The organism is Paenibacillus apii (genome assembly GCF_011043685.1).
Taxonomy (GTDB): Bacteria; Bacillota; Bacilli; order Paenibacillales; family Paenibacillaceae; genus Paenibacillus_AQ; species Paenibacillus_AQ sabinae.
In genome coordinates, this window is record NZ_JAAKGU010000001.1 from 550,098 (window position 1) to 572,389 (window position 22,292).

Genomic DNA, 22,292 nt, shown 5'->3' on the forward strand with positions numbered 1-22,292 from the left:
ACATTTAAATCATTTGTTTTAACCGTTCGAAACCATATCCATTTAAATTCGGGGAGTGAGAAAATTGATGAATACAATCAAGGCATTTTTGAAAATGAAGACGACGATCATCGGTATTGCCACAGCGCTGCTCTTTCAGCTGATCTTTTCGATCGTCTGGATGACAGGCTTTGAGGGTGTGTCGGATCGGATCGACAAGCTGAGTATAGCGATCGTGAACGAGGATGCGCAAAGCGGGACCATTATCGCGAAGCAACTGTCTGCGAAGCTGCCCGTTAAAGTACAGACGGCGGCGGACATGGTTTCCGCGCGCGAGCTGATGGATGACCGCAGCATTCAAATGATCGTGCACATTCCCGCCAATTTCACAGCGCTTGCGGCAAGCCCTGACGGCAAAGCGGCCATTCAATACGTCGTGAACGAATCCAACCCTTCGACGATCAAGAGCATCATGACCTCGATCGCCTCTCAGATAACGGCAGCGGCGAATAAACAGGCCATTGCGGCGGGTACCCGGGCCGCGCTGTCGCAGGGAATGCCGGCGGAGCAAGCCGCAGCCATCTCGGACATATTGTCCGAACGGGTCGTGTCCGACATCCAGTCGGTGAACAGGGTTAACGGAACGAACAACCAGATGGTCCCGATGATGATGGTGCTCGCCTCGTTAGTCGGTGCGATGATCATGGCCCAGAACCTGGAGGTTTCGGCGGCGGCGATCTCCTCCCGCACAGGACGCTGGCAGCGGCTCGCTGCCCGCTTCGCCATAACGATTCCGGCGGCCATCGTCGTTTCCCTCTTCGGAACTTCACTCGTAATGCTGCTCGGCGGACAAGTAGAACAGGGATTTTGGGCCTTGTTGGGCTTCCAGACCTTGTTCGTGCTCACGTTCATGCTTGTCGCCCAGACACTGCTCGTGCTGTTAGGGACGGCCGGTATGCTGCTGAACATCGTACTGCTGTCCATGCAGCTTGTGTCGTCCGGTGCGATGACTCCGCGCGAATTGCTGCCTGACTTTTATCTGCACCTCGGCAACCTGCTTCCGGCCACTTACGCCGTAGAAGGCCTCATGAGCCTGTTGTTCGGAGGTCCGGGAATCAGCAGCATCGCCGGACAACTGCTCGTTATTGCGGCAGTAATGACGCTTGTGATGATCGGAGTTACAGCACTGCGCAGAGCTGCTGCACTAGACCAGACTGCGGCCGTTCAGCCCCTTTCCAATACGGTTCGCGAATCCTGACCGATCCGCATATCGCGGCTGGAGTACAGAAACGGAGCTCACTGGAAAATTTCCGTTTGCCCCGCTTATAATATAAGGATAGACAAGGGATAGTTTTATTCCGCAAAGGGGTAATGGAAAGCATGGGCTCAGAAGAAAATGACGTGAAGCTGCGCATTTTGCAGGCTGCGAAGAAGCTGTTCGCACAGCAGGGCTTCAACGCTACGACCGTACGGCAAATATGCGAAGAGGCGGGCGCGAACGTATCGCTCGTCTCGTATTATTTTGGTGGAAAAGATAAAGTGTTCGAAGCCTTGTTCAAGGAGTATTTTCCGCGTGATGTCTTGGAAGGAGATCAAATAACGCGAATGGACCCCGTCTCGGGCCTCAAACTGCTGATACGGGAAATCACCGCATATCGGCGGCGCGAGCCGGAAATGATCAGTCTGCTGCAGCAGGAAATCGTCTTGCAGTCCCCCCGGATGAACAAAATTCAAGAATTGACGATGCCGATCTGGATACTGCTCCGGGATTGGCTGAAGCTGGGCCGCGAGCAGGGCGTGTTTCATTTCCGGTCACTCGATCATACGTTTATCAGCGTGATTGGCAGTATCCTGTTCCATAACAAGACGTATTATTTCAAGCAGCTGCTAGATAATCAGGAGGAAGATCAGGACTCCATTGTGGGGGATTTGACAACGTTTATTTTTCAAGCCATCGGTTACAAGGAACAAAGCTAAGCATTACAGCCCGCCGCCGTCGCTTCAACAGGTACGCATACCGCAATATTATTCAAGAATTCCCGTTCGGCCCATTATATAATGGCTGCAGATCGAATTGGAAAAGAAGGTGCTCACATGACTCGCGAGATTCGAGCGGTCCGTTACGATGTGGACTTAAAGCTGGAAGCGTACCGTTTTGAAGGGATTATGCAGAAGTTTCCCAATCATTTTCATGACTATTATGTCATTGGCTTTATTGAACAAGGCCAGCGGCGGCTGATATGCAACAATACGGAGTATATCGTTAACAGCGGCGATGTGGTAATCTTTAACCCGCATGATCCCCATGCCTGCGAACAAATAGATGGACGGACACTCGACTATCGCAGCATCAATATTCAACCGGAGGTTATGCGCGCATTTGCGCTGGAAGTGACGGGAACGGATGCTCTGCCCCGCTTCGCGAAGCACGTGCTGTACCACAGCGAGCTGGCCCCCCTCCTTCGCGAGCTGCATCTGATGATATTGGAGCGGCAATCCGGGTTCCCGAAGGAAGAATCGTTCCTGCTTCTGCTGGAGCAGCTGCTGAGAGAATATTCGGATGCAAGCGCGCAGACCCCTTCTCCCGAATGGACTTCGGAAATCCAAACGGTATGCGATTACATAGAATCCAACTATACGCAAAGCATCACCCTGGATCATTTAAGCGAGTTGACAGGAATTAGCAAGTACCATTTGCTGCGCTCCTTTACACGGGCAAAAGGCATCACGCCTTACAGCTACCTGGGGACCGTACGGATCAACCATGCGAAAAAGCTGCTGGAACAAGGAGTTCCCCCCATTGAAGTAGCCTATCGAACCGGATTTAGCGACCAGAGCCATTTTACCAATTTCTTCAAGAAGCTCATCGGCCTAACTCCCAAGCAATATATGCGAATCTTCGTTCAGGAGGCGGAACCGAAACCATCTGAGGAAATCCGGGTATGATGGATCAGCACAAAGGAACTGCCGGACATCTGCTATCGATCGTAACGATTTTAATCTGGGGAACGACCTTTATTTCCACAAAATTACTACTGACCGATTTTTCCCCCTTTGAAATTTTGTTGTTCCGGTTTCTTATCGGCTATGTTGTATTGTTCCTGCTCTATCCCCGGCCCGTCCGGACGAAGACGTTTAAAGAAGAATGGCTGTTTATCTCGGCGGGACTTTGCGGCGTCACCTTATATTTTTTAATTGAAAATATTGCCCTCACCTATACGCTTGCCTCCCACGTTGGCGTGATTGTGTCGATTGCTCCCTTTTTCACGGCGGTGATGGCTCATTTCTTCCTGGAGGGCGAAAAATTAACTGCCCCATTTATGATCGGCTTTGCGCTTGCGCTGACTGGAATCGTTCTTATCGGCTTCAACGGAAGCCTTAATCTGGACTTGAACCCTGTAGGGGATTTGTTGGCCTTTTTGGCTCCGGCCGTCTGGGCAGTGTATTCCGTGTTGATGAGAAAAATAAGCGGGCTGAACCATCATAATATCGGTGCCACCCGCAAAGTGTTTTTTTATGGACTCCTGTTCATGCTGCCTGTAATAAGGGTGGACGGCTTCCATCCAAACCTGGACCGGTTCTACAACCTTTCGAATCTCGCGAACCTTTTATACTTGGCAATTGGAGCCTCCGCAATCTGTTTTGTAACCTGGAACCGTGCCGTAAGCATCCTGGGAGTGGTAACAACAAGCGTCTACATTTATTTGGTGCCTGTCATTTCCGTAGCCGCCTCTGCCCTCTTTCTGCATGAACCGATCACCTCAGCGACCTTGGCCGGAGCCTTCCTGACGCTGATCGGCTCTTATATTTCCGAGCGGAAGCATGGCTTGATAGGAAAAAGAGAGCTTCGGAAGACGATACGAAGTGCGCAAAGTTCAATGGAAACAAAATAAAGTTGTGCGGCAAATCAACGACCGCTTCATACGGCTGCCAGACAGGCGCCGAGTTCAAACGCCTTTTTGCGGTCAATGGGGAACTGTTCCTCTCTGACCCTGGCCTTCTGCTCGGCGTCAAACCTGGAAGCTTCATACTTGGAATAATCGGCAAATTGATACGTATCGCAGGAGAGCAGAATCTCCGAATCCCCTCCGAGGATGTGTAGTAAATTCCGGTTGCCCTGGAATACCGCCTCGTAATTCATTTCCTTGGCCCGTTCTTCCGTAACATTCATGGTGTAAATAAAGCCTGAGTTAATCCTGCCCTTAAAAGTGGATCTCTCTCCTTCGTTGTAAGACAGATTCGGGAAGAGCAGCCGCTCCAGGAAGCTTCTCATTTCTCCGGTAACATTGCCGAAAAAGATTGGGGAGCCCAGCAGGAGGACGTCCGATTCCAGAATTTCCTGGAGCACTTCCCTTAGATCGTCCTTCATGGCACATAGTCCTTCCAGCCGGCTTCCCTTTCTTTTACAGGACAAGCAGCTTGCGCATCCCTTGTAATCCAGATTGTACAAATGCACCAGCTTCGTGTCCGCACCCCGGGCCTCTGCCCCTTGCAGCGCTTCCTGAAGCAGCGTCGCCGTATTGCGGTTTGTTCTCGGACTGCCGTTGACAGCAATTACTTTCATCTTTTTTCACTCCTAAAGTTCATGTAAGTTCAAAACCCTTTCCGCAGTGGCTGCGATCCCGAATGAAAAAAAGGTTCGCAAATCGCTCCTAAGAACAATTATACGAACCTTTGAGCTTATTTTCACATGAAATCATTCAAGACGACGGAATAGATATCTTCAACCAACTGTAACGCTCCATTATAGCCTACATACGATTTGCTCAGCACCAGCTCATTGCCGATCGGCGCGGAAACCGATAGCTGATAGGCGTTCAGGTCTCTTGCAACCACCCGTTCCCAGGAGCTGCCCAGAATGAGCGGACGGCTTCTGATTTTTAATTTACGGATTTCTTCCTCAACATAGCCTCCGTCATTGGAAAATACCGTTTCCGCAACGATGCCGCTAGTGAATTGCTCAAATTCAGCGGCTACGCCGCTTTGATAATCATTTGGCGTATCATCGGTGATGAACTGCTTCTCCGGAATGAGTCCCATGTCATTGGTCAAAAATCGGGCGATTCCCAGCGCATACAGGCTGTCCGCCACCGTAATGAAGCGTCTCGGCAGCAATCTCGTCTCCAGCAGCGTATCGGCCGCTCTTTCCAAATAGTAGAAATACCGGTCCTCCTGCTTGCGGATCACATTCTCTACGACTGCAGGATCAATCCCGGCGAATTCACCTACCGTTCTCAGGAAGTTGGAGGTTTCGGTCGGACCGATCGGAAGCGCCGGATAGTGCAGAAATGGTGTGCCGAATTTATTTTTCAGCTGCTCGGCCGTCCGGAGTCCCACCCATGGGGAGATCACCAGATTATACTGCGCCTTGGGTATCTCATTGATGGCGTCCACGCTGCTGTCCGGTCCGAAGACCACATTCGGTTTCAGCCCGAGCGAAGAAATGAGTATGTTCAGCTGCTCGATATCGCCTGACCAAAAGGTATTCTGATAAGGGACAGATGACCAGATATTGACCAGTCCCGGTTCAACCTCCTGCGGCTGCAAATGCTGATCGATAATGGCGCCCAGAACCAGTTCATGGCCGATCAGATTGCTTCCCTTGAACCCGCCGGTTTCCACATATACGATCGGTTTGCCCTGAGCCTGAAATTTTCTTGTAATCTCGCCCACATCATCCCCGATGATATCGGAAGTACAGCCCGTGAGTACAACGAATAAATCGCCATCGATGACGTCAAAGGTATTGGTGATCACTTTGCGCAGCTGGTCCGTACCGCCGAACACCACTTCTTTTTCCGAGGCATTGGTGCAGGGAATCGCATGTCCCCCGACATAGCCCGAGCCCTGATGACCGTTCTGGCTTCCGAGTGTCGTCCACAGCTTCGCTACGCAGCCCGGACCGGCATGAACGATGGGCACCGCTCTTTTGATGGCCAGTACCGATTCAAACGCACCGAGTGTGCACACATGTCTGATTTGCTCAACGCACTGCGACATTTTTCTTGTTCTCACTTTCTTTTCTCTTATTTTTTTGTTTAAGGAATTCGAAGGGGTCCTGCTCCAGCCACCATTCGGTATAGGGCAGCTGAATTCGTTTGGCCAGATTCAAGGCAAGACTATTGTTGGTCAGCGCATCAATAATGCGATGTCCGAACTCGATCGTTCCCTGATAACCGAAGGCGCTGTATTCATCGCTGACCATGATGGCGGGAATCCCCATCTTTGTAGCCCAGACGGACATTCCGGGATGTCTTCCGATAAAAATATCCGGCTTGACCTTTGACAACAAATTAATGACCTCGTGATTCTGCTGATCGCTTACGCTGACCGGGATATCTTTGTCTGTCTTGGTCAGTTCCACTGTGCAGGAAGGGCATCCGCCATGATCATGCTTGGCATCGTAATGCCAGGAGAATCCCCATACTACTTCCATGCCGAGATCCTCGAGAAACCGAATATAGTTATGCGCGAAGCTCGGCCCCATGCCGACGACCACTTTTTTGCCTTTCAGCTTAAACTTGATCTCTTCCAATTCAGGCGCAGCAATCACCTTTTGTTCCGCAAGATACTCTTCAACTTCTTTCTCCTTGCCCACTGTCTCTCCAAGCTTTGTGAGCCAGTCGTCAAATCCGGAAATCCCGTGCGGCTGCAGCGCCGTTACATAAGGGACGCCAAAATTCTGCTCCAGGCCATTCCCCATATAACTGCCGAGCGTGCCGCAAATACTGATTGTAGCCGCGGCTTCCGACCATCTGGAGATTTCCTCTATGTTGCTGTAGGGTATTCCGAACTGAGGCACCAGCCCCAAACGCCCGAAAATCTCGGTAATGACAGCCCGTCCACTGCCCGCAAAATTGATGACGTTAACAAGCTCGGGGCGCTTCTTCTCGGCCGGTTTGACAATTCGCGTAAGCAGAGCGTGAAATGCCGCATCGAATCCGGACGCCCAGATCTGTGACCGGAAGCCTTCGCAAAATACGGGAACTACGGGAATGCCAATCTCCGCTTCCGCTTTTTTTATCGTGCTTTCGATATCGTCTCCGATAATGCCCGAAGCGCAGGATGTCGTGACAAAGATCGCTTTCGGTTTAAATCGTTCATAGGCTTTCAGGATGCCTTCTTTCAGAATCTGGTCTCCACCGAATACGACAGCCTTTTCCGACATATTGGTATTGATGATTCGAACGTTTCTCTGGTTCCAGTCTCTGATACTCTGCCCCCATTGAAATCCCGCGTTTGCGCCCGCTACGTCACCCGCACAGCCGATCGGCCCATGATTGACGATAGCCGCATCCGTGATCGTGGACAGATACCCCTGCGCGCAGCCCGAGTTGCAATTGGTCGCCTGGCTGAATCCTCTGGTTGCGTTCTTGAGGCAGCCGGATTGGGACTGTTCCCCCAAATCCTTAATCGTTCCTTGATACCCTACAATGGATTTCAGTCTTTTTTCCCTGATGGTTACCTGTGAGAGATTTAAATTAATTGACAATATAAAAACCTCCTTCTAACTTATGTGGATATCATTTCACTCCTTAGGCGCACACCATTATTTGGCTGTTGCCAGGTAGAATAAAAAGCTAAATCGGACAAGGAATACGGTTATGAGAAAATCATGGAGAGTCGTCCGGATCATGGGAGGGCAATTGTACCCGCTGTATTATCCAGGGAAATCGTGGGGAAACGGGGAATTTGCTATGTACAAATAGGAAATCTTATTATTCCTAGTAATATAATAGTATTTATGTTTTTACTAGTATAACATTATTTGGGTATCCGTCAAGAAAAAAACGGAAAGAAGTTCAGGGTTTCACGAAGTTTTCAAGCTTAAGCGGGTTCGTATTGGTTAACAATGTAGAGGGGGCCTAAGCCAAACGCATCTTCCAAGGCCCGCTATTTCAGACCGCTTCAGAAGAAGGAGGTATACCATGAGAGAAGAAGAACAGGAACTGAATGAGCAAAAGGAATTTAACCGGACTGCGCTGGACCCTGAAGAGCAGAATGCCGGCGACCGGGGCTTGCATATGAAATCCGGCAGCGAACTGGAGCAGGAAAAGAAACTGGTGGAGTCCATGGATCAGCCGGATAGCTTTGAATATTAATGAAAAAAAGCGAAGCACCGGCCGGCGCGTCTTGGGAAGAGCGCTGGCCGGTGCTTCATTGTGTCATACACATATGGATCATTAATTTTGACCATATTGCCGGATCACCAAATTGTCAAAGACCGCCTTGCCGCCATCGGTGAACAGGGTGATCCCCTTATCATTCAAATCAGGAAAGATGACGCTCGAAAAGACAACCGATCCGTCATCAACGAAGACTTCGATGCTTGTTTTATCGACGAGGATCTTTAAGTGAACCTTTTTGCTGCCGGCATTAAAGGGCGCCCTGCTCTCCAAATAGGCTCCACTCTTGTCGGGCTGACCGGTAAAGGCCCGGTTGACATAGGTGTACCCGCCTTCCGCAAAAACGCCAACATCGACATGCCGCTGCTTATCGGCAGATTCGCGGAGCCGTAAACCGACATTCTTCAGCTCCGACCAGGAGATGTCCGCGTCAAGCTGATACGAGTCCCCGACTGCATCAAGCGTTCTTGAGCCGTCAACCTCTAGTTGCGGATAGGATCTCGCTTTCTGGGGCAATTGCTCCAAGGCTTGAACCGGCTGCGAAACGAGGGTGTACGTATCACCGGTCTGCTTCAGCTTGATTTGACGGACGATGGAATCCATTCCGTTAAATCCTTCCTTAAGCGTCGGCGTGTTGTGGGGGTAGTCCCAGTTATTCATCCACGCCAGCGCGTAACGGTGACTGAGCTTGTCTTCGCCCGGCCCCTCTTCAAACGTAACCGCCGCATACCAGTCAAAGCCATAATCCAGCCACTGCGGTTCTTTACGGTCCGGGATAAATTCCTTGCCGTTAAAGTCGCCGGTCCAGTAAGCATAGGTATTCGGTTTCCCCGCCGGCTTCCCGTTGGCGCTGACCCCTAGTATCCACCTATAGCTCCCGTCATCCGCGCGCATCAAATATAAGTCAGGGCATTCCACAAGCCCGATATTTTCTGTATTAAAACCGCTGATGTAACGCCAATCTTTCAAATTGGAGGACTCGTAAAAGCCCACCTTCGTTCCTTCTGCCATTGTCATGATCCATTTACGGGACTTCTCCTCCCAGATAATCTTGGGATCGCGGAAATCATGAGTCCCCGGATTGGGCAGCACAGGCTTGCTGCTGTAAGAACTGAATGTTTGGCCTCTGTTCGTGCTGTACCATAAATATTGCTCCTGCTTCCCTCCATCCGCGGAAGGCTGGGTTACAAGTGCCACAAGTGCCCCTTTGCCGAAGCCAGCCGTATTATCTTTATCGATGACGACCGAGCCCGACCAAGGATCACCGTTTCGGTTCGTATATTTCGGAAGGGCCACGCCTTCATCCTGCCAATGCACCAGATCCGTGGAGGTCGCATGCCGCCACTCCGTGCCGTTGCCTTTCGGATAATCCTTATTGTAGAGATAATAGTAGTGATACTTGCCATCGAAATAAATCGGCCGCTGCGGGTCGTTCATCCATTTGTCGGGAGTCGTGAAATGATAGCTCGCGCGGTAGGTTGGCTGTTGAGGAGCAAGAGGAGTTTCTTCACTTACACTAGTCTCCTCCTTGCTGTCCTTGGGATAATTAGCAATTAACGGTCCCCCGGCCAAAGCGGCTAAAAAAACAACCCATATCACACATCGCCGTTTCCATGTTTTCTTATTGTTCAATGTTACACCCCGCTTATGAAAAAAAGAAAATGCCAATGTAACATCGACATTTTCTTTTCTTTAATTTACGTTTAACCTGTTGTTACTTGATTGTCAATTGTCCTTGTTCAAGGATGCTGTCTTTGACGACCGAAGTCTTGGAGCCGTTAATTTGCACCAAGAAGCTTGGCGCGAAGGTGGATTTATGATCCTCGAAGTAACCTCTGTTGGTCATGTAGCTGGTAATAACCACTTTGTCGCCTTGAACTTGCGGTACAGCAAAGTGAGCGTAAGTCCAAGTGATGTCTTTTGGATCCAGATCTTGATGCAGGACAAGTCCGGTACCGTTAAGCGGTTTGTAAGGACCAGTCAAGGAATCCGCTACGTATCCGAGCATGTAGATATCTTCCGGTCCGATTCCGTCAACGACCATTTTAGCTCCTCTTGTATCGGTGAACAGGTACCATTTGCCGTTCAGTTCAAAGACGTTCGCACGTTCAATTTCATCCGTAACCGTGTTAGATGCAATCAGCGGCTTCAAGACTTGTTTCAGCGTATAGTCATCATTGAGTTCAACGATGCCCAGCGCTCCGTTGGCCTGGGAAGCGAGCTTCTTTTGAGGGCTTTGCAGCAGCTTGCTTCTCTCTGCTTCGAAGAATTTAGTGCTTCCTTCGTAGAATGCTTTATTATTGAAGGAATCTTCACCTTGGTAACCTGTTTCCGTACCGGTATTTGCTTCGAAGACAAGGTACTTGCGGCCGTTCTCTTCAACATAGTGAGGATCTCTCAGCGTATGGTTATCGGAGTAGTCTCCCGCGCCGAAAGCCTGGTCAACCGTTTGATAATATTTGCCGTCGCCGTCAAAGATCGATTTGAAGTCTTCCACGCCTTCCACCTTCAGCGTATTGGCATCCGGCTGGGAAAGATTGATTTGAGCCGTAGTCAGCGTTTGCTTACCGAAGAAGCCGTGAGCCGGATCCCAGCCATGACGGTTGGTATAGAACAAGCGAACTTCGCCATCGGAAGTCATGGTTGCGGAACCCGACCATTCCTCACCCTGTTGGTTTAGAATAGGATCGTTAGGCACGTATTTGTCGCTATCCTTGAATACCCGGCCGGCATTTTTCCAGGCGTCGATGGAGTTGTCGCCTTTCTTTTTATAGAACAGGTAGATAAAGGTGTCCCAGCCTCTTTTCGGGTCGCCTGCAAGACCGAATACAACATCGTAGCCTTTATAGTCCGCTACTGTGCCGTCAGCGTTTTGCAGCGGCCAGGTATCCCAAACGTCCAGATCGATGATGTTGCCGTAAGCATCATAACCTTTAGCGGATTCAATGTTCTTGATTTTGGATGCATCGAATTGCGGGACTTTAAATTGTGCTTGAGTTTGTTGTTGAGGGATTTTCAGAGCATCTAAGCGCGTAATGTGGGAAAAACCATAGTCCTCTTTGTAACTATCATTCCCTTTTGCAAAAGCCGAAGTTCCGCCACCTGCCAGTAAAGCTGTTGTAAAGGTTACTGCTGTCGCTTGCTTCACAAACTTTTTGATGTTCATGCTCAATCTCCTTTTTCTTTTGTTTTGTTCCTGAACAAACAGAAAAAGACCTAAAAATTCCTAATGGAGAATATCCGGCGCTTGGCCGCATGTCCCCAACGGACTTTTAGGTCTTGCCTGCTTTAACAGTAACAATCCTGTAATATTTTGTTGACACGGTTATTGTATATTTTTGATCTGCGGTCTGACTATAGACCAAAACTCCCGTTTTGAATAAGGGGGGAAGACGGGTGTAAGGCCTAGTCCATCCTCAATAATACCTAAAAGATTGTAACTATTTTACAGTTTCAAAACGATGAAGTTCGTTTAACATAGCCTTTCATCGACTTCCATCACTTCAATACAATCCCAAATCTACCCTTCATCGCCAAACCCAATCCATATAGGTCAATTGACCTATATGGATATTGACATTGAATTTTTTCGCTGACTTTAGTTGATCGTCAATTGCCCTTGTTCCAGGATGCTGTCTTTTACAACCGAGGTTTTGGATCCCTTGATGTTCATCAGGAAGCTTGGCGCGAAGGACGAACGATGGTCCGGATAGAAGCCGCGATTGGTAATATAGCTGGTAATCACCACGTTGTTTCCGTCGGCCTGCGGAACCGCAAAATGAGAGTACGTAAAGGTAACATCAGCGGGATCGAGATCCAAGTGCAGGACAAGTCCAGTGTCGTTCAATGGCTTGTAAGGTCCCGTCAGAGAGTCGGACACAAAGCCCAGCATATAAATATCCTCGGCGCCGATTCCGTCAATGGTCATTTTGGAGCCTCTGGAATCCGTGAACAGATACCATTTGTTATTCAGTTTGAATACGTTGGCCCGTTCGATTTCATCCGTTACAGTATTGGACGCGATCAGCGGCTTCATGACTGTTTTCAGCGTGTAATCGTCATTCAATTCAATCATGCCGAGCGCGCCATTCGCCAGCGTGGCGTCATGCTTTTTAGGGCTCTGCAGCAGGCTTTCTTTCTCGGCTTCGAAGAATTTTTTATTTCCACCATAGAAAGCCTGGTTATTGAAGGCATCTTCACCCTGGTAACCCGTCTCTGTACCCGTGTTGGCCTCGAATACAAGGTATTTATGACCGTTGTCTTCCACATAGTGAGGATCCCTCAGCGTATGGTTATCCCCTGAAGCATAGGCTCCTTCTTCGATAAATTGTTGAACATTTTGATACGTTGTTCCGTCTCCGTCAAAGATGGATTTATGATCCTCGACGCCGTCAACTTTCAGCGTACTGGCATCCGCCTCTGATAAATTGATTTGAGCCGTTGTTATCGTTTGTTTGCTATAACCCGTTCCGCCGTCTTCCGGCGCGCCCGAGAAATCCGTATAGAACAGACGCACTTGACCATCCGGGGTCAATGTCGCAGAACCGGACCACTCTTGGGTCTGATACTTGAGGATCGGATCATTGGCCGCGAATTTATCGCTGTCCTTAAATACACGGCCGGCGTTCTTCCAGCTGTCGATCGATTGCTCGTCGGCTTTTTTATAGAATATGTAGATCGAGGTATCGTTTCCGTCCTTCGGACTTCCCGCCAATGCAAAGACGATTTGATAGCCATGATAATTCGCCACGGTGCCGTCGGCGTTTTGCAGCGGCCAGCTGTCCCACACGTCGAGGTCGATCAGATTGCCGTATTTATCATAACCTTTTGCCGAAGCGATGTTCTTGATGGTGGATGCGTTGAACGCCGGCACTTTGAACTGTTCGCTCGTCTGCTGCTCGGGAATTTTCAGCATGTCAAAGCGTGTGATGTGGGAAAAATCATACGTTTCTTTGTAATCCACACTGTCTTTAGCCTTGGCCAAAACCGAAGTTCCGCCACCTGCCAGCAATGCTGTTGTCAAAGTTACGGTTGCCGCTGTCTTTACAAACTTTTGGATATTCATACTTTCTCTCCTTTTCCATTTCAAGTTTGGTTCCTGATAAATAGAAAAAGACCTAAAAATTCCATTGAGGGTATCCCGCGATCGCGGAAGCGATCCTCAAACGGATTTTTAGGTCTTGCCTGCTTCACCAGTAACAATCCCGACAATATTTTATTGTCTGGACTAATCTTATATTTTATAGCTCACAATAACTATAGACCAAATTTCCTCTTTTTGGATAAGGCGAAAATCAGGATAATTCTCCCAGTCTATCCTCATAAATTCCTAATTATTCCTGAATCTGATTTTCAAGATAATGATTATTTCACCATATCCTTCAACCGGGTATCCACCCGATTGATCTCCATGGCGATAAGCACCATCTGGCTGTCGGTAAAGGCATATCCGTAATCCTCTTCCACCTGGCTGGCAACCCATCCGGCTTGCTCGTAGGCCAGCACATAGCGTTCCTTGGCGATCCGCACGATTTCCGGGTCCAGCTCGTTGCGGAGCTTGCCCGTCTCATCGGCCTGGAGAATATTCTCCAGCTGGTTCACCAGACGCTCATAGTTGGCGGAGCTGCGGTTCATGGTTACACCGGCGGCATTTTCGATTCCTTCGGCAATGTCCCGGATCATGGCAGCCATGTTGGCGTCGGTTCCGCCGGCCCCGGCGTTCACCCAGGCGGTATGGATATGCATCGCGATATACCCTACCTCATCTTCCGGAATTTCGATCTGCAGCCTCTCCCGAATGAGCTTCTTCGCATGCAGCCCGATTTGGAATTCTCTCGGAAACAAAATGCGGATTTCCTCCAAAAGCGTGTTCTGGATGATCATCCCCTTGGTAAGTCTTTCCAGAGCAAATGAGAGATGATCCGTCAGCGCGATATGAATATGCTTGTTGAACGTTACTTCAAGTTCCAGTTCTGCATAGGAAATGATGCTCTCGGACACCGCAATCTCCTCTTCGGGCAGTGTCCGCAGCATTTCCTGGAGATGGCCGTATTGATCCGAATCGTCCATAATGAACACCTTCTCGATACGGGTCGGATCGACAATATCATTTTTTCCTTTTTGAAAAGCAATACCGGAACCCATGACAATCTTTTCTTCTCCCTGGTCGTGTACCACAACCGCGTTATTGTTAAGAATTTTTTTGATTTTCATGATATTCTCCTGTGCTTTTACGATTAGTATTTAGACCATTCTTCCTGATGATTCGGTTTGTCGACTCCGAGAAACCAGGTAACTGCAAAAGCTGTTCCCGTAGCCAGGAGGAAACCAACCATATAATGAATGAAATTGATGTGTCCAGGCGGGATGATAAAGGCAATCATTGGAATCCCGGTCAATCCGAATGAATTGGCGACCACCCCATGAAAGGCAACATAAGCCCCTCCCGCCGCCCCTCCCGCCGCTGCGCCCAGGAAAGGGCGGCCAAGCTTCAAGTTGACGCCGAAAGCGATCGGCTCGGTAACACCGAGAAATGCGGTGATCGAAGCGGGAAGCGCAATTTTTTTCAAATCCTTGTCCCGGGTTCGGGCATATACCGCAAGTCCGGCCCCTCCCTGAGCGATATTCGCCATCGACCAGATGGGGAGCAGAAAGTTGACACCGATGTTCGAATTGGAAATCAGCCCGATTTCAATCGCTTGAATGCCGTGGTGCAGCCCGGTTAAGACGATAAGCCCGTAGACCCCGCCAAGAAGCAGCCCAAACACCGTGCTTCCATATCGGAACACATCTTCCAGCAAGACGCTAAGAAAGTTGCCAAAATGCGCCGCAAGGGGCCCGATGACCAGAACAGCGAGTCCGCCTCCAACGACAAAGCTGAGAAAGGGAACCAGCAGAATGGTGGCAGATGACGGAACGATTCGCCGCAACCCCTTCTCGACAAACGTCATCAGCAATACCGCTAGAATAATCGGAATCACGGTGCCTTGATAACCGAACTGCGGGGTACTCGTCAAATCCACAGATTGTATCGCTGCTCCGCCAGTTCCTGATAGCTGTAATAAGTCGAGCCGGGTCATGACAATTCCGACTGCGGCGCCAAGCGCTGGGGTTCCCCCAAACCGTTTGGCCGCATGATAGCCGAACATCACGGCCATGATTTGAAAGGCCGAGCCGGTCAGCAATAATAGCGTTCGAAACCACGTGCTGTCCGGGGACGCCCAGCCGAAGGCTTGTATCATGCTGATCAAGCCCAGCATCAGGCCAACCGCGACAAAGAGCGGGATGATCGGCACAACAATATCGGAAAAAAAAGTGGCCTCTCCCATCACTCGGCTGAATAAATTCCTTTTTGCCGAATCTTTCATCTCTGGAGATGACTCCGCCCTTGCCTGATGTGCCAAGCCTTTCCGTTTCCATGCCCCCCGTAATGAAAGAAGCAAGGTATCGCCAGACCCCGCGACGCGAACAGGGCTCTCCGGTTCACTGGGTACGTACAGGCGCTCCACTTCCCGCTGCCGTTCCGGTCCGGAGTCCTTAAGAAGACTGACTATTTGACGGTGGACCTTAAAGACTATTGCCGGTCCAACAATAATTTGCAGCTGTCCGGAATGAACGAACACGTTCTGAACCTCTTCCAATTCCGCAAGACCGGCTTCGTCCACGCGGGCGCTGTCTCGAAACCTGATTCGGATCCGGGTTGTGCAGTGAGCTACTTCCGACACATTCTCCGGCCCGCCGGACAGCTCAATCAACCGCATAGCCAGTTCCCTTGCCGGGCTCAGATTATCATTCATTCTTCGCCCATCTTGAATCGGTTGAATATCGCCTTCTGGCATTTTCAGCTCCTCCCCGTTCCTTATGTGCAGCATCTAAGAAGTCATTCAAATTCTATATCGGCGGAGGACTTTCTTCTGTACATGAAAAAAAAGACCTATTTTCAGGTCAAGCACCTGCACCCTATAGATGCGGCCGCACTTGACTCTTCTCGGCCCTTGGTCCGCCCAAAAAAGTGACAATTCCGTAATATATTATAGTATATCTATTGTGACAATAATGGAATATAAAATCAATGGTCAGTAATTACCACCTTTATCAACTCAAAACAGGCACTATTCCTTAGTCAGAATCGATATCCGCCCAGTTAAGAGTTTAGAACTATCGACCTAATGAATAACAGGGATTCCCATACAATGCGAAACGGCAGCGAAAGCCGGATGCACGGTTTGCCGGACGGACGCTTTATATAAATAGTAAATTAAACTTCATCCAAAAAGGTCTCAAGCGCATCGTCGATTTCGGCAGAGTCCTCCGAGCCGAGCCACTCCTCCGGAATGACCAGATATCGGCCATCGCTCCGCTGAAGATAACTGTAAATAATCTGGGCTTCGTCGACCTCTTCGCGGCTCACTTCGCTGGAGGGTAGCCGGGTATCCGGTCCAAAATAGCTAAAAATGGCGGTTTTTATTTTCACGCACAGCGATGCCGTATCGCAGCCCCTAACAGAAATCCTTTCGCTGTACAAAATGCGGCTGCGCTTGATGAGAAAAAGCTTGATCCGATCCTCATCCAGTTCTTCAATGACGACGATGTTCCGGTCCTCCCCGGTGAAGCCGATCACTTTTTCCTTCATTAATATGTAGTCCAATGCTTCGATGCAGTCCCTGAATTTGGCCGCCGTCTCAAAATCATACCGCTCGGCAGCCCGCTGCATGCGATCCCGCATCTCTTCGTACAGACTCCGGTCGCTCCCGTCCAGCATCGCGATAAAACGGTCGATGATTTCATTGTATTCGTCTACGGCCTCCCCTCCAAGGCACATCCCCCGGCATAGACCGAGCGAATGGTTCAAGCAGGCAGAGCCGTTAAAACCGGCAGAACTGCAGGCGATTTGGCAGCATTCCAGAAAGCTCTGAACCGCCCTTTCCACCGAATGCCTGCTGGAGGTATACGGGCCAAAATAAACCGCGCCGTCGTTCCCGGCAGGCTCACCGGCGATTTCGATCCGGCGCAGCCCGTCCCTCATATTTACGACAATATAGGTGTAGGCGAGCGGATTTTTCATTTTTTTATTGTACATCGGCTTAAATTCCTGTATTAACCTGCACTCCAGCATAAAAGCTTCAAACTCGGTGTCCGTGACCCGATGCTCCAGATCCCTGATGTGGCTTACCAGCGCTTTTATCTTTTTCGGCTGGGATTTGGATTGATAGAAATATGACTGCACACGTTTCTTTAAATTTTTGGATTTGCCGACATAGATGATCCCGCCGAGAGAATCCTTCATTAAATAGACTCCCGGCGATGAGGGAAGGCTCTGAATCTTCTCTTTCATATCAATAATCCCTCCTTGCAGCTCCCGTCTTTCGCGCTCCCGATTTGAATGTTACTATGTCTACTGTAGACGAAATGGCCGAGGACGGAAATCATTTTTGGCAAATTTTTTGGCAAAGGGGAGTTTGGGCATGACCGATCCATTCAAGCCTATGATTGAATCAGCGGGAATCTGCCCTCTTTGCGGGCGTGACAATGGCTGCGCGGGCGCGGCCGGGCGCTCCCATGAAGGCTGCTGGTGCGCAGGCGAGGTTTTTCCGCAGGAGATATTTGAGAGGGTGCCGGAGGAATTAATCGGTAAAGCCTGTATTTGCAAGGAGTGCCTGGACGCGTTTAAGCGAAATGGCGAATAGTGTGCGTCTGCACGTATGGACACTAGAAACTTCATACAGCAAAAAACCGGGCCCCGGCAGTATGCCGAAACCCGGTCTTTTGTGCGCTTTTACTCGAAAGGATATTTTATTCCCCATTGATTACGGATATTGGTCATAAGGGCCATAACATCATTGGACAGATGCAGCGTAGCCGTATTCTTCCCGCTCTGAATGAAATTCTGCATGTCCTCCACTTCGTATTCCAATGCTTTAGCCGTCTCTCCGGCTTCAATCTGTTCCACTCTGCCGTCGGTATAGGTAATTGTGGCTTTATCCGCTCTTGGGAAGTTGTCCACAGTGATAAATCCAAGCTCTCCCGCGACGATACCGCGCTTCGGCATTTTGGCTCGCATGGTCAGCGAGATGACCGCCAGCTCGTCGGCCTCGTTCTTCAGAACGATTCCGGATTGCTCGTCCACACCAGTCTCAAATGTTTTCACCGTCGTCAGAACTTCATTCGGCTGCTGGGACAGGAAGAAGCGGGTGAAGGACAGCGCATAGGTTCCGATATCGAGGAGCGCGCCCCCAGCCAGATCTTTGCTGAAAAAGCGGTTCTTCACATCGTATTCCTTGCAGCTTCCGAAGGATACCTGAATCATTTTCAGCTTTCCGAGCTGACCTGAGTCCAGAATCTCCCGCAGTTTCTTATACAGTGGCATGTAGTACAGCGTCATCGCTTCGGCAACGACCAGGTTCTTCTCTTCAGCCAATGCGATAATTTCGGTCAATTGCTCGCTGTTCACGGTAATCGCCTTTTCGCTGATCACATGCTTGCCATGCTTCAGGCTCTCTATTATCAGCTTGTAGTGAAGATTGTGAGGGGTGGAGATGTAGACAACGTCGATGGCTTCGTCCTTTAACATCTCTGTGGTATTGCCGAAGGCATTTTCCACTTGATTCTTATCGGCAAAGGCCTGCGCCTCTTCCAGTGTTACTCCTGCAACGGCGTAGACGCTTCCATTTACCTCTTTGATCGCTTTGACAAAATCCGATGCTGCCCATCCCGGGCCGATGATGGCCCAATTCAACTTACTCATATTTTCAATTCCCCCTGAACATTTTCGTAATTTACTTTTGTATTGCTGTATTCACTAACAGGCTTCTTGATAAAAGAAAGGATGCCCGCCGTAACCGCTGTGCCTGCCAAAATGGCAATGATATACGGTACAAGTTGGGTAACGACATTCGGAATTAACAGCACCCATACGCCGCCGTGCGGAACGGCAAGTCCGGCTCCAAACGCCATCGACAGACCGCCGGCCACCGCGGAACCGGCCATGATGGACGGGATTACCCGGAGCGGATCAGTTGCCGCGAACGGGATGGCGCCTTCGGTAATGAAGGATGCGCCCAAGGCCCAGCAGGCTTTCCCCGCTTCTTTTTCCGCAGCCGTGTACTTTCTCTTCGCCAGCACCGTCGACAGCGCGATTCCAAGCGGCGGAACCATCCCGGCTGCCATAACAGCCGCCATAATCGGCGAAGCGTGACCCGGTACGAGAGTGGAGGTGGCGAACGCGTAAGCCGCTTTGTTAACCGGACCGCCCATGTCAAACGCCTGCATCAATCCAAGAATAATTCCAAGTATTGCCGCATTTGTGCCATTAAGCGAATTCAACCAATCAGCCAATGCCTTGTTGACGAAGGCGACCGGCTCTCCGACGACGTAGACCATGAGCAGTCCCATCACCCCAGCGGATAACAGAGGAATGATCAGAATCGGCATGAGACCCTGCATCGTCTTGGGAAGCTTCAGATATTTCTTGATCGCGATGACCAGATACCCCGCGGCAAAGCCGGCGAGCAGAGCGCCAAGGAAGCCCGACCCGTTCGTGCTGGCAAAATAGCCGCCGATCATCCCGGGTACCAGAGCGGGCCTGTCGGCAATCGAGTAGGCGATATATGCGCCAAGGATCGGAATCATCAAGGCGAATGCCGATTTGCCTGTTGTGAACAACGTTTCGCCAAATGAGCCCGGATGGTCGAAGACGTAGATGCCGCCGATGGCGAAGCCCAGAGCAATTAGCAGGCCCCCCGCCACGACAAAGGGAATCATGAAGGAAACGCCGGTCATCAGATGCTTGTAAATTCCGCTTCTCGATTCTTTTTCTTCCGCCTTGATTTGACTGACCTGCTCGGTCAGGTCCACTTTGGCTGGAGCCTCCGGCTTGGCGCTTAACGCCCGGTTAATCAGCTCTTTGGGATCTCTGATGGCTTCCTTAACCGGGACTTCAATGATCGTTCTTCCGGTAAAACGGCTCTTATCCACCTTCGTATCGGCCGCAATAATGATGCCGTTCGCTTCGCGCAGATCCTTCTCCGTAATCACATTCTCGGCTCCGACAGAGCCTTGGGTCTCCACCTTGATCTCATGTCCCATGGCTTTGGCCGCCACTTGCAGCGCCTCTGCCGCCATATAGGTATGAGCTATGCCGGTTGGACATGACGTAATGGCTACTAGCTTCATTCTAATCGTCCCCATTCACTTTGTTTTAAGCGCTTACAACACTGAAATTATTGGAAGCTCTGTTTCCTCTCATCCCTTGCTCGGCTGTATGACCATCCCCCTGCTCTATCTGCACATATGTGCATACTATAAAATTATGTGCAATAATGAACAACTTCAGTATAACACCGGCTTTGGGATTGTCAACCAGCAATTTTGCAAAAAAATAGAAAGGCTCCGCTATCCTCTTAAGGACAGCGAAGCCTTGGGCTCCATCAAGCTATACTACCGCTTCATTTTGTTTGGCAGCAATTAAACGGACGCCGCCTTCTCCGGCAACCAGCGCTTTCGTCGCAACCTGGACAAATAAAGACGTATCGACCACCCCGCGAATCTGCTGCAGTTCGCTTTCAAGGCTTGCGATATCCTCTACCTGCTCAAAATAGACGTCAAGCAGCAGGTTTCCGTTTTCGGTTACGGTGAACCCGTCTTTGGCGCCGCTGGTGCGAATGGCAGGCTTGCCTCCCAGTGCGGCGACTTTTTTCTGTACATAGGCCAGCGAATCCTCCAAAATCTCCAGAACAACGGGGTGCTTGAACGTCAGACGGTTCACTACCTTCGTCTCATCCACAAGCAGGATATAATCCTCCGCCATCGAGGCGATCAGTTTCTCCTTCGTATGGATGCCGCCGCCGCTTTTCAGCGCGTTCAGGCTTTCATCCACCTCGTCGCAGCCGTCAAAGGCGACTGATATTTGGTCCACCGCGGAAGTATACAGCACCTCCAGCCCTTGTTCGATGCAGAGCAGCCTCGTCTTGACCGATGGCGTGACCACCTTGACGCGGAGATCCGCATCCTCTTGGATGTATTGAATCAGGTAGGAAATCGTGCTTCCGCCGCCAAGTCCAATAACCGTGCCGCTCTTGATCCATTTGAGGGCTTCCCGCGCACATATTTTTTTAACATCGTCAGACATTTGTCTCCTCCTTATTCGGTCCGTTCCAGAATAGCCCTGGCCGTCTCCTCGGTCGTCACCAGAACGTTCAAATAACGTCCCCGCAGAGCGCCGATAATGGCGTCCGCTTTTTCCGGCGACTCCGCGACTCCAATGGCGTATTTCGTGTGCTTCAGGCGTTCGAGATTAACCGCAATCGTTCGGTCCGAGATGCTTGTCTCCACAAGATTACCCCCGATATCGAAAAATTGCGAGCAGATATCCCCGACAATCCCGCCTCTTTCCAGTTCGTCAAAAAGTTCATTGCCGTAAAAGGAATTCCATGTCGCCGTGCCCTTCATCCCAATGGAACCGATGCCAAAAATCGCGATCGTAATCTTGTCCCAAAGCTCGGAAATATCCTGGAAATATTGCGACTCCACGATGTGATCCCGCGTCTCCTTGCGTTCCAATATGGCCGGAACATCAATCAGGACAGAGGTCCCCTTAAACTTCTGGGCGGCGGCATACACAAGGGTATTCACATGGAATTGACTTTCCAGCTTGCCGGACGGCCCCCCGAGCATCGGGACAAATACAGCGCTGCTCTCGCGGGGCTCTTCCAGTTCATGAATGACCTCGGCAAGCGAGCTGCCCCAGGAGAACCCGACAACATCGTCATCCTGGACGATCCGCCCCAACAATTGCGCGCAAGCCCGGCCCATGACCTTCAGCTTGGCCTTCTTCTCGTCGCTCGTGACCGGCACGATGATCGCTTCTTTCAACCCAAAGCGTTCCATCAGCTGCTGCTCGATGCTGAACGTTTCGCTGAGATCGTAATTAATCGTAATTTTCACGATGCCTTTCTCGCGGATCTTTTTCAGCATGCGGCTGATCGTTGTGCGGTAGATACCGAGCTCCTTCGAGATTTCGCTCTGCGTCATGTCATTGTCATAATACATTTGGGCAACCTTCAGCATTAACCTGAGCTCTTCATTATTGTCCAATTCCAACACCTCTTACGTATACACATTTGTGCAGAGTAATATAAAATGTGCGAATGTGCAATTCGAGTATATGTTTTTTTCAAATGGGAGTCAATG

General features: G+C 50.2%; 19 protein-coding genes. 6 read left to right on the top strand and 13 right to left on the bottom strand.

Annotated features, from left to right (window positions below; all coding sequences use genetic code 11):
* Window positions 1–67 precede the first annotated feature (67 nt).
* The 4 genes from G5B47_RS02885 (at window position 68) to G5B47_RS02900 (ending at window position 3,872) form a co-directional block, all read left to right on the top strand.
* Entirely contained in the window at window positions 68–1,237 is a 1,170-nt protein-coding gene (locus tag G5B47_RS02885; protein WP_165094119.1) for a YhgE/Pip domain-containing protein, read from the top strand.
* A gap of 122 nt (window positions 1,238–1,359) precedes the next feature.
* Window positions 1,360–1,956 (top strand): TetR/AcrR family transcriptional regulator, encoded by a 597-nt coding sequence (locus G5B47_RS02890; RefSeq protein WP_165094122.1) that lies wholly within the window; start codon window positions 1,360–1,362, stop codon window positions 1,954–1,956.
* Between the two features lie 117 nt (window positions 1,957–2,073).
* The gene (locus G5B47_RS02895; protein WP_165094125.1) at window positions 2,074–2,925 is read left to right on the top strand and encodes an AraC family ligand binding domain-containing protein; all 852 of its coding nucleotides are present in this window, start codon (window positions 2,074–2,076) and stop codon (window positions 2,923–2,925) included.
* Complete coding sequence (locus G5B47_RS02900) at window positions 2,925–3,872, top strand: DMT family transporter (protein ID WP_165095408.1); 948 nt, start codon at window positions 2,925–2,927, stop codon at window positions 3,870–3,872. Before G5B47_RS02895 ends, G5B47_RS02900 begins: the two co-directional genes overlap by 1 nt.
* 26 nt (window positions 3,873–3,898) lie before the next feature.
* Here the strand turns inward: G5B47_RS02900 and G5B47_RS02905 are convergent, their stop codons facing one another.
* The 3 genes from G5B47_RS02905 to G5B47_RS02915 all read right to left on the bottom strand — a co-directional run bounded on the left by G5B47_RS02905 (window position 3,899) and on the right by G5B47_RS02915 (window position 7,471).
* Window positions 3,899–4,543, bottom strand: a complete 645-nt coding sequence (locus G5B47_RS02905) for a flavodoxin family protein (protein ID WP_165094128.1) — start codon at window positions 4,541–4,543, stop codon at window positions 3,899–3,901.
* Between the two features lie 122 nt (window positions 4,544–4,665).
* Entirely contained in the window at window positions 4,666–5,994 is a 1,329-nt protein-coding gene (locus G5B47_RS02910) for a nitrogenase component 1 (protein ID WP_206107182.1), read from the bottom strand.
* Window positions 5,963–7,471 (bottom strand): nitrogenase component 1, encoded by a 1,509-nt coding sequence (locus tag G5B47_RS02915; protein ID WP_165094130.1) that lies wholly within the window; start codon window positions 7,469–7,471, stop codon window positions 5,963–5,965. The genes G5B47_RS02910 and G5B47_RS02915 overlap by 32 nt, the downstream gene beginning before the upstream one ends.
* Before the next feature lie 436 nt (window positions 7,472–7,907).
* Here G5B47_RS02915 and G5B47_RS02920 point away from each other — a divergent pair, with 436 nt between their 5' ends.
* The gene (locus G5B47_RS02920; RefSeq protein WP_165094133.1) at window positions 7,908–8,081 is read left to right on the top strand and encodes a hypothetical protein; all 174 of its coding nucleotides are present in this window, start codon (window positions 7,908–7,910) and stop codon (window positions 8,079–8,081) included.
* A gap of 81 nt (window positions 8,082–8,162) precedes the next feature.
* Here the strand turns inward: G5B47_RS02920 and G5B47_RS02925 are convergent, their stop codons facing one another.
* The 6 genes from G5B47_RS02925 to G5B47_RS02950 form a co-directional block, all read right to left on the bottom strand.
* Window positions 8,163–9,704 (bottom strand): glycoside hydrolase family 32 protein, encoded by a 1,542-nt coding sequence (locus tag G5B47_RS02925; protein ID WP_407945204.1) that lies wholly within the window; start codon window positions 9,702–9,704, stop codon window positions 8,163–8,165.
* A 115-nt stretch (window positions 9,705–9,819) separates the two neighbouring features.
* Window positions 9,820–11,271 carry a glycoside hydrolase family 68 protein gene (locus G5B47_RS02930; protein ID WP_165094136.1) on the bottom strand — a complete coding sequence of 484 codons (1,452 nt, stop codon included), beginning with the start codon at window positions 11,269–11,271 and terminating at the stop codon, window positions 9,820–9,822.
* Between the two features lie 432 nt (window positions 11,272–11,703).
* Window positions 11,704–13,170, bottom strand: a complete 1,467-nt coding sequence (locus tag G5B47_RS02935; protein ID WP_165094138.1) for a glycoside hydrolase family 68 protein — start codon at window positions 13,168–13,170, stop codon at window positions 11,704–11,706.
* Window positions 13,171–13,469: 299 nt separating this feature from the next.
* Window positions 13,470–14,318 carry a PRD domain-containing protein gene (locus G5B47_RS02940; protein ID WP_165094141.1) on the bottom strand — a complete coding sequence of 283 codons (849 nt, stop codon included), beginning with the start codon at window positions 14,316–14,318 and terminating at the stop codon, window positions 13,470–13,472.
* A 23-nt stretch (window positions 14,319–14,341) separates the two neighbouring features.
* Complete coding sequence (locus tag G5B47_RS02945; protein WP_165094143.1) at window positions 14,342–15,943, bottom strand: PTS transporter subunit EIIC; 1,602 nt, start codon at window positions 15,941–15,943, stop codon at window positions 14,342–14,344.
* 419 nt (window positions 15,944–16,362) lie between these two features.
* Window positions 16,363–17,439, bottom strand: a complete 1,077-nt coding sequence (locus G5B47_RS02950; RefSeq protein WP_206107183.1) for a GIY-YIG nuclease family protein — start codon at window positions 17,437–17,439, stop codon at window positions 16,363–16,365.
* A gap of 130 nt (window positions 17,440–17,569) precedes the next feature.
* Here G5B47_RS02950 and G5B47_RS02955 point away from each other — a divergent pair, with 130 nt between their 5' ends.
* Window positions 17,570–17,791, top strand: coding sequence for a cysteine-rich CWC family protein (locus G5B47_RS02955; protein ID WP_235957068.1), 222 nt, complete (start codon window positions 17,570–17,572; stop codon window positions 17,789–17,791).
* An 89-nt stretch (window positions 17,792–17,880) separates the two neighbouring features.
* Here G5B47_RS02955 and G5B47_RS02960 read toward each other — a convergent pair whose 3' ends face one another.
* The 4 genes from G5B47_RS02960 to G5B47_RS02975 form a co-directional block, all read right to left on the bottom strand.
* A complete protein-coding gene (locus G5B47_RS02960) occupies window positions 17,881–18,849 on the bottom strand; it encodes a Gfo/Idh/MocA family protein (protein ID WP_165094146.1) in 969 nt (322 codons plus the stop codon).
* Window positions 18,846–20,276 carry a PTS fructose transporter subunit IIC gene (locus tag G5B47_RS02965; RefSeq protein WP_165094149.1) on the bottom strand — a complete coding sequence of 477 codons (1,431 nt, stop codon included), beginning with the start codon at window positions 20,274–20,276 and terminating at the stop codon, window positions 18,846–18,848. The genes G5B47_RS02960 and G5B47_RS02965 overlap by 4 nt, the downstream gene beginning before the upstream one ends.
* A gap of 259 nt (window positions 20,277–20,535) precedes the next feature.
* Complete coding sequence (rpiA, locus tag G5B47_RS02970) at window positions 20,536–21,231, bottom strand: ribose 5-phosphate isomerase A (protein WP_165094151.1); 696 nt, start codon at window positions 21,229–21,231, stop codon at window positions 20,536–20,538.
* A gap of 11 nt (window positions 21,232–21,242) precedes the next feature.
* Entirely contained in the window at window positions 21,243–22,205 is a 963-nt protein-coding gene (locus tag G5B47_RS02975) for a sugar-binding transcriptional regulator (RefSeq protein WP_328804436.1), read from the bottom strand.
* Window positions 22,206–22,292: the final 87 nt, after the last annotated feature.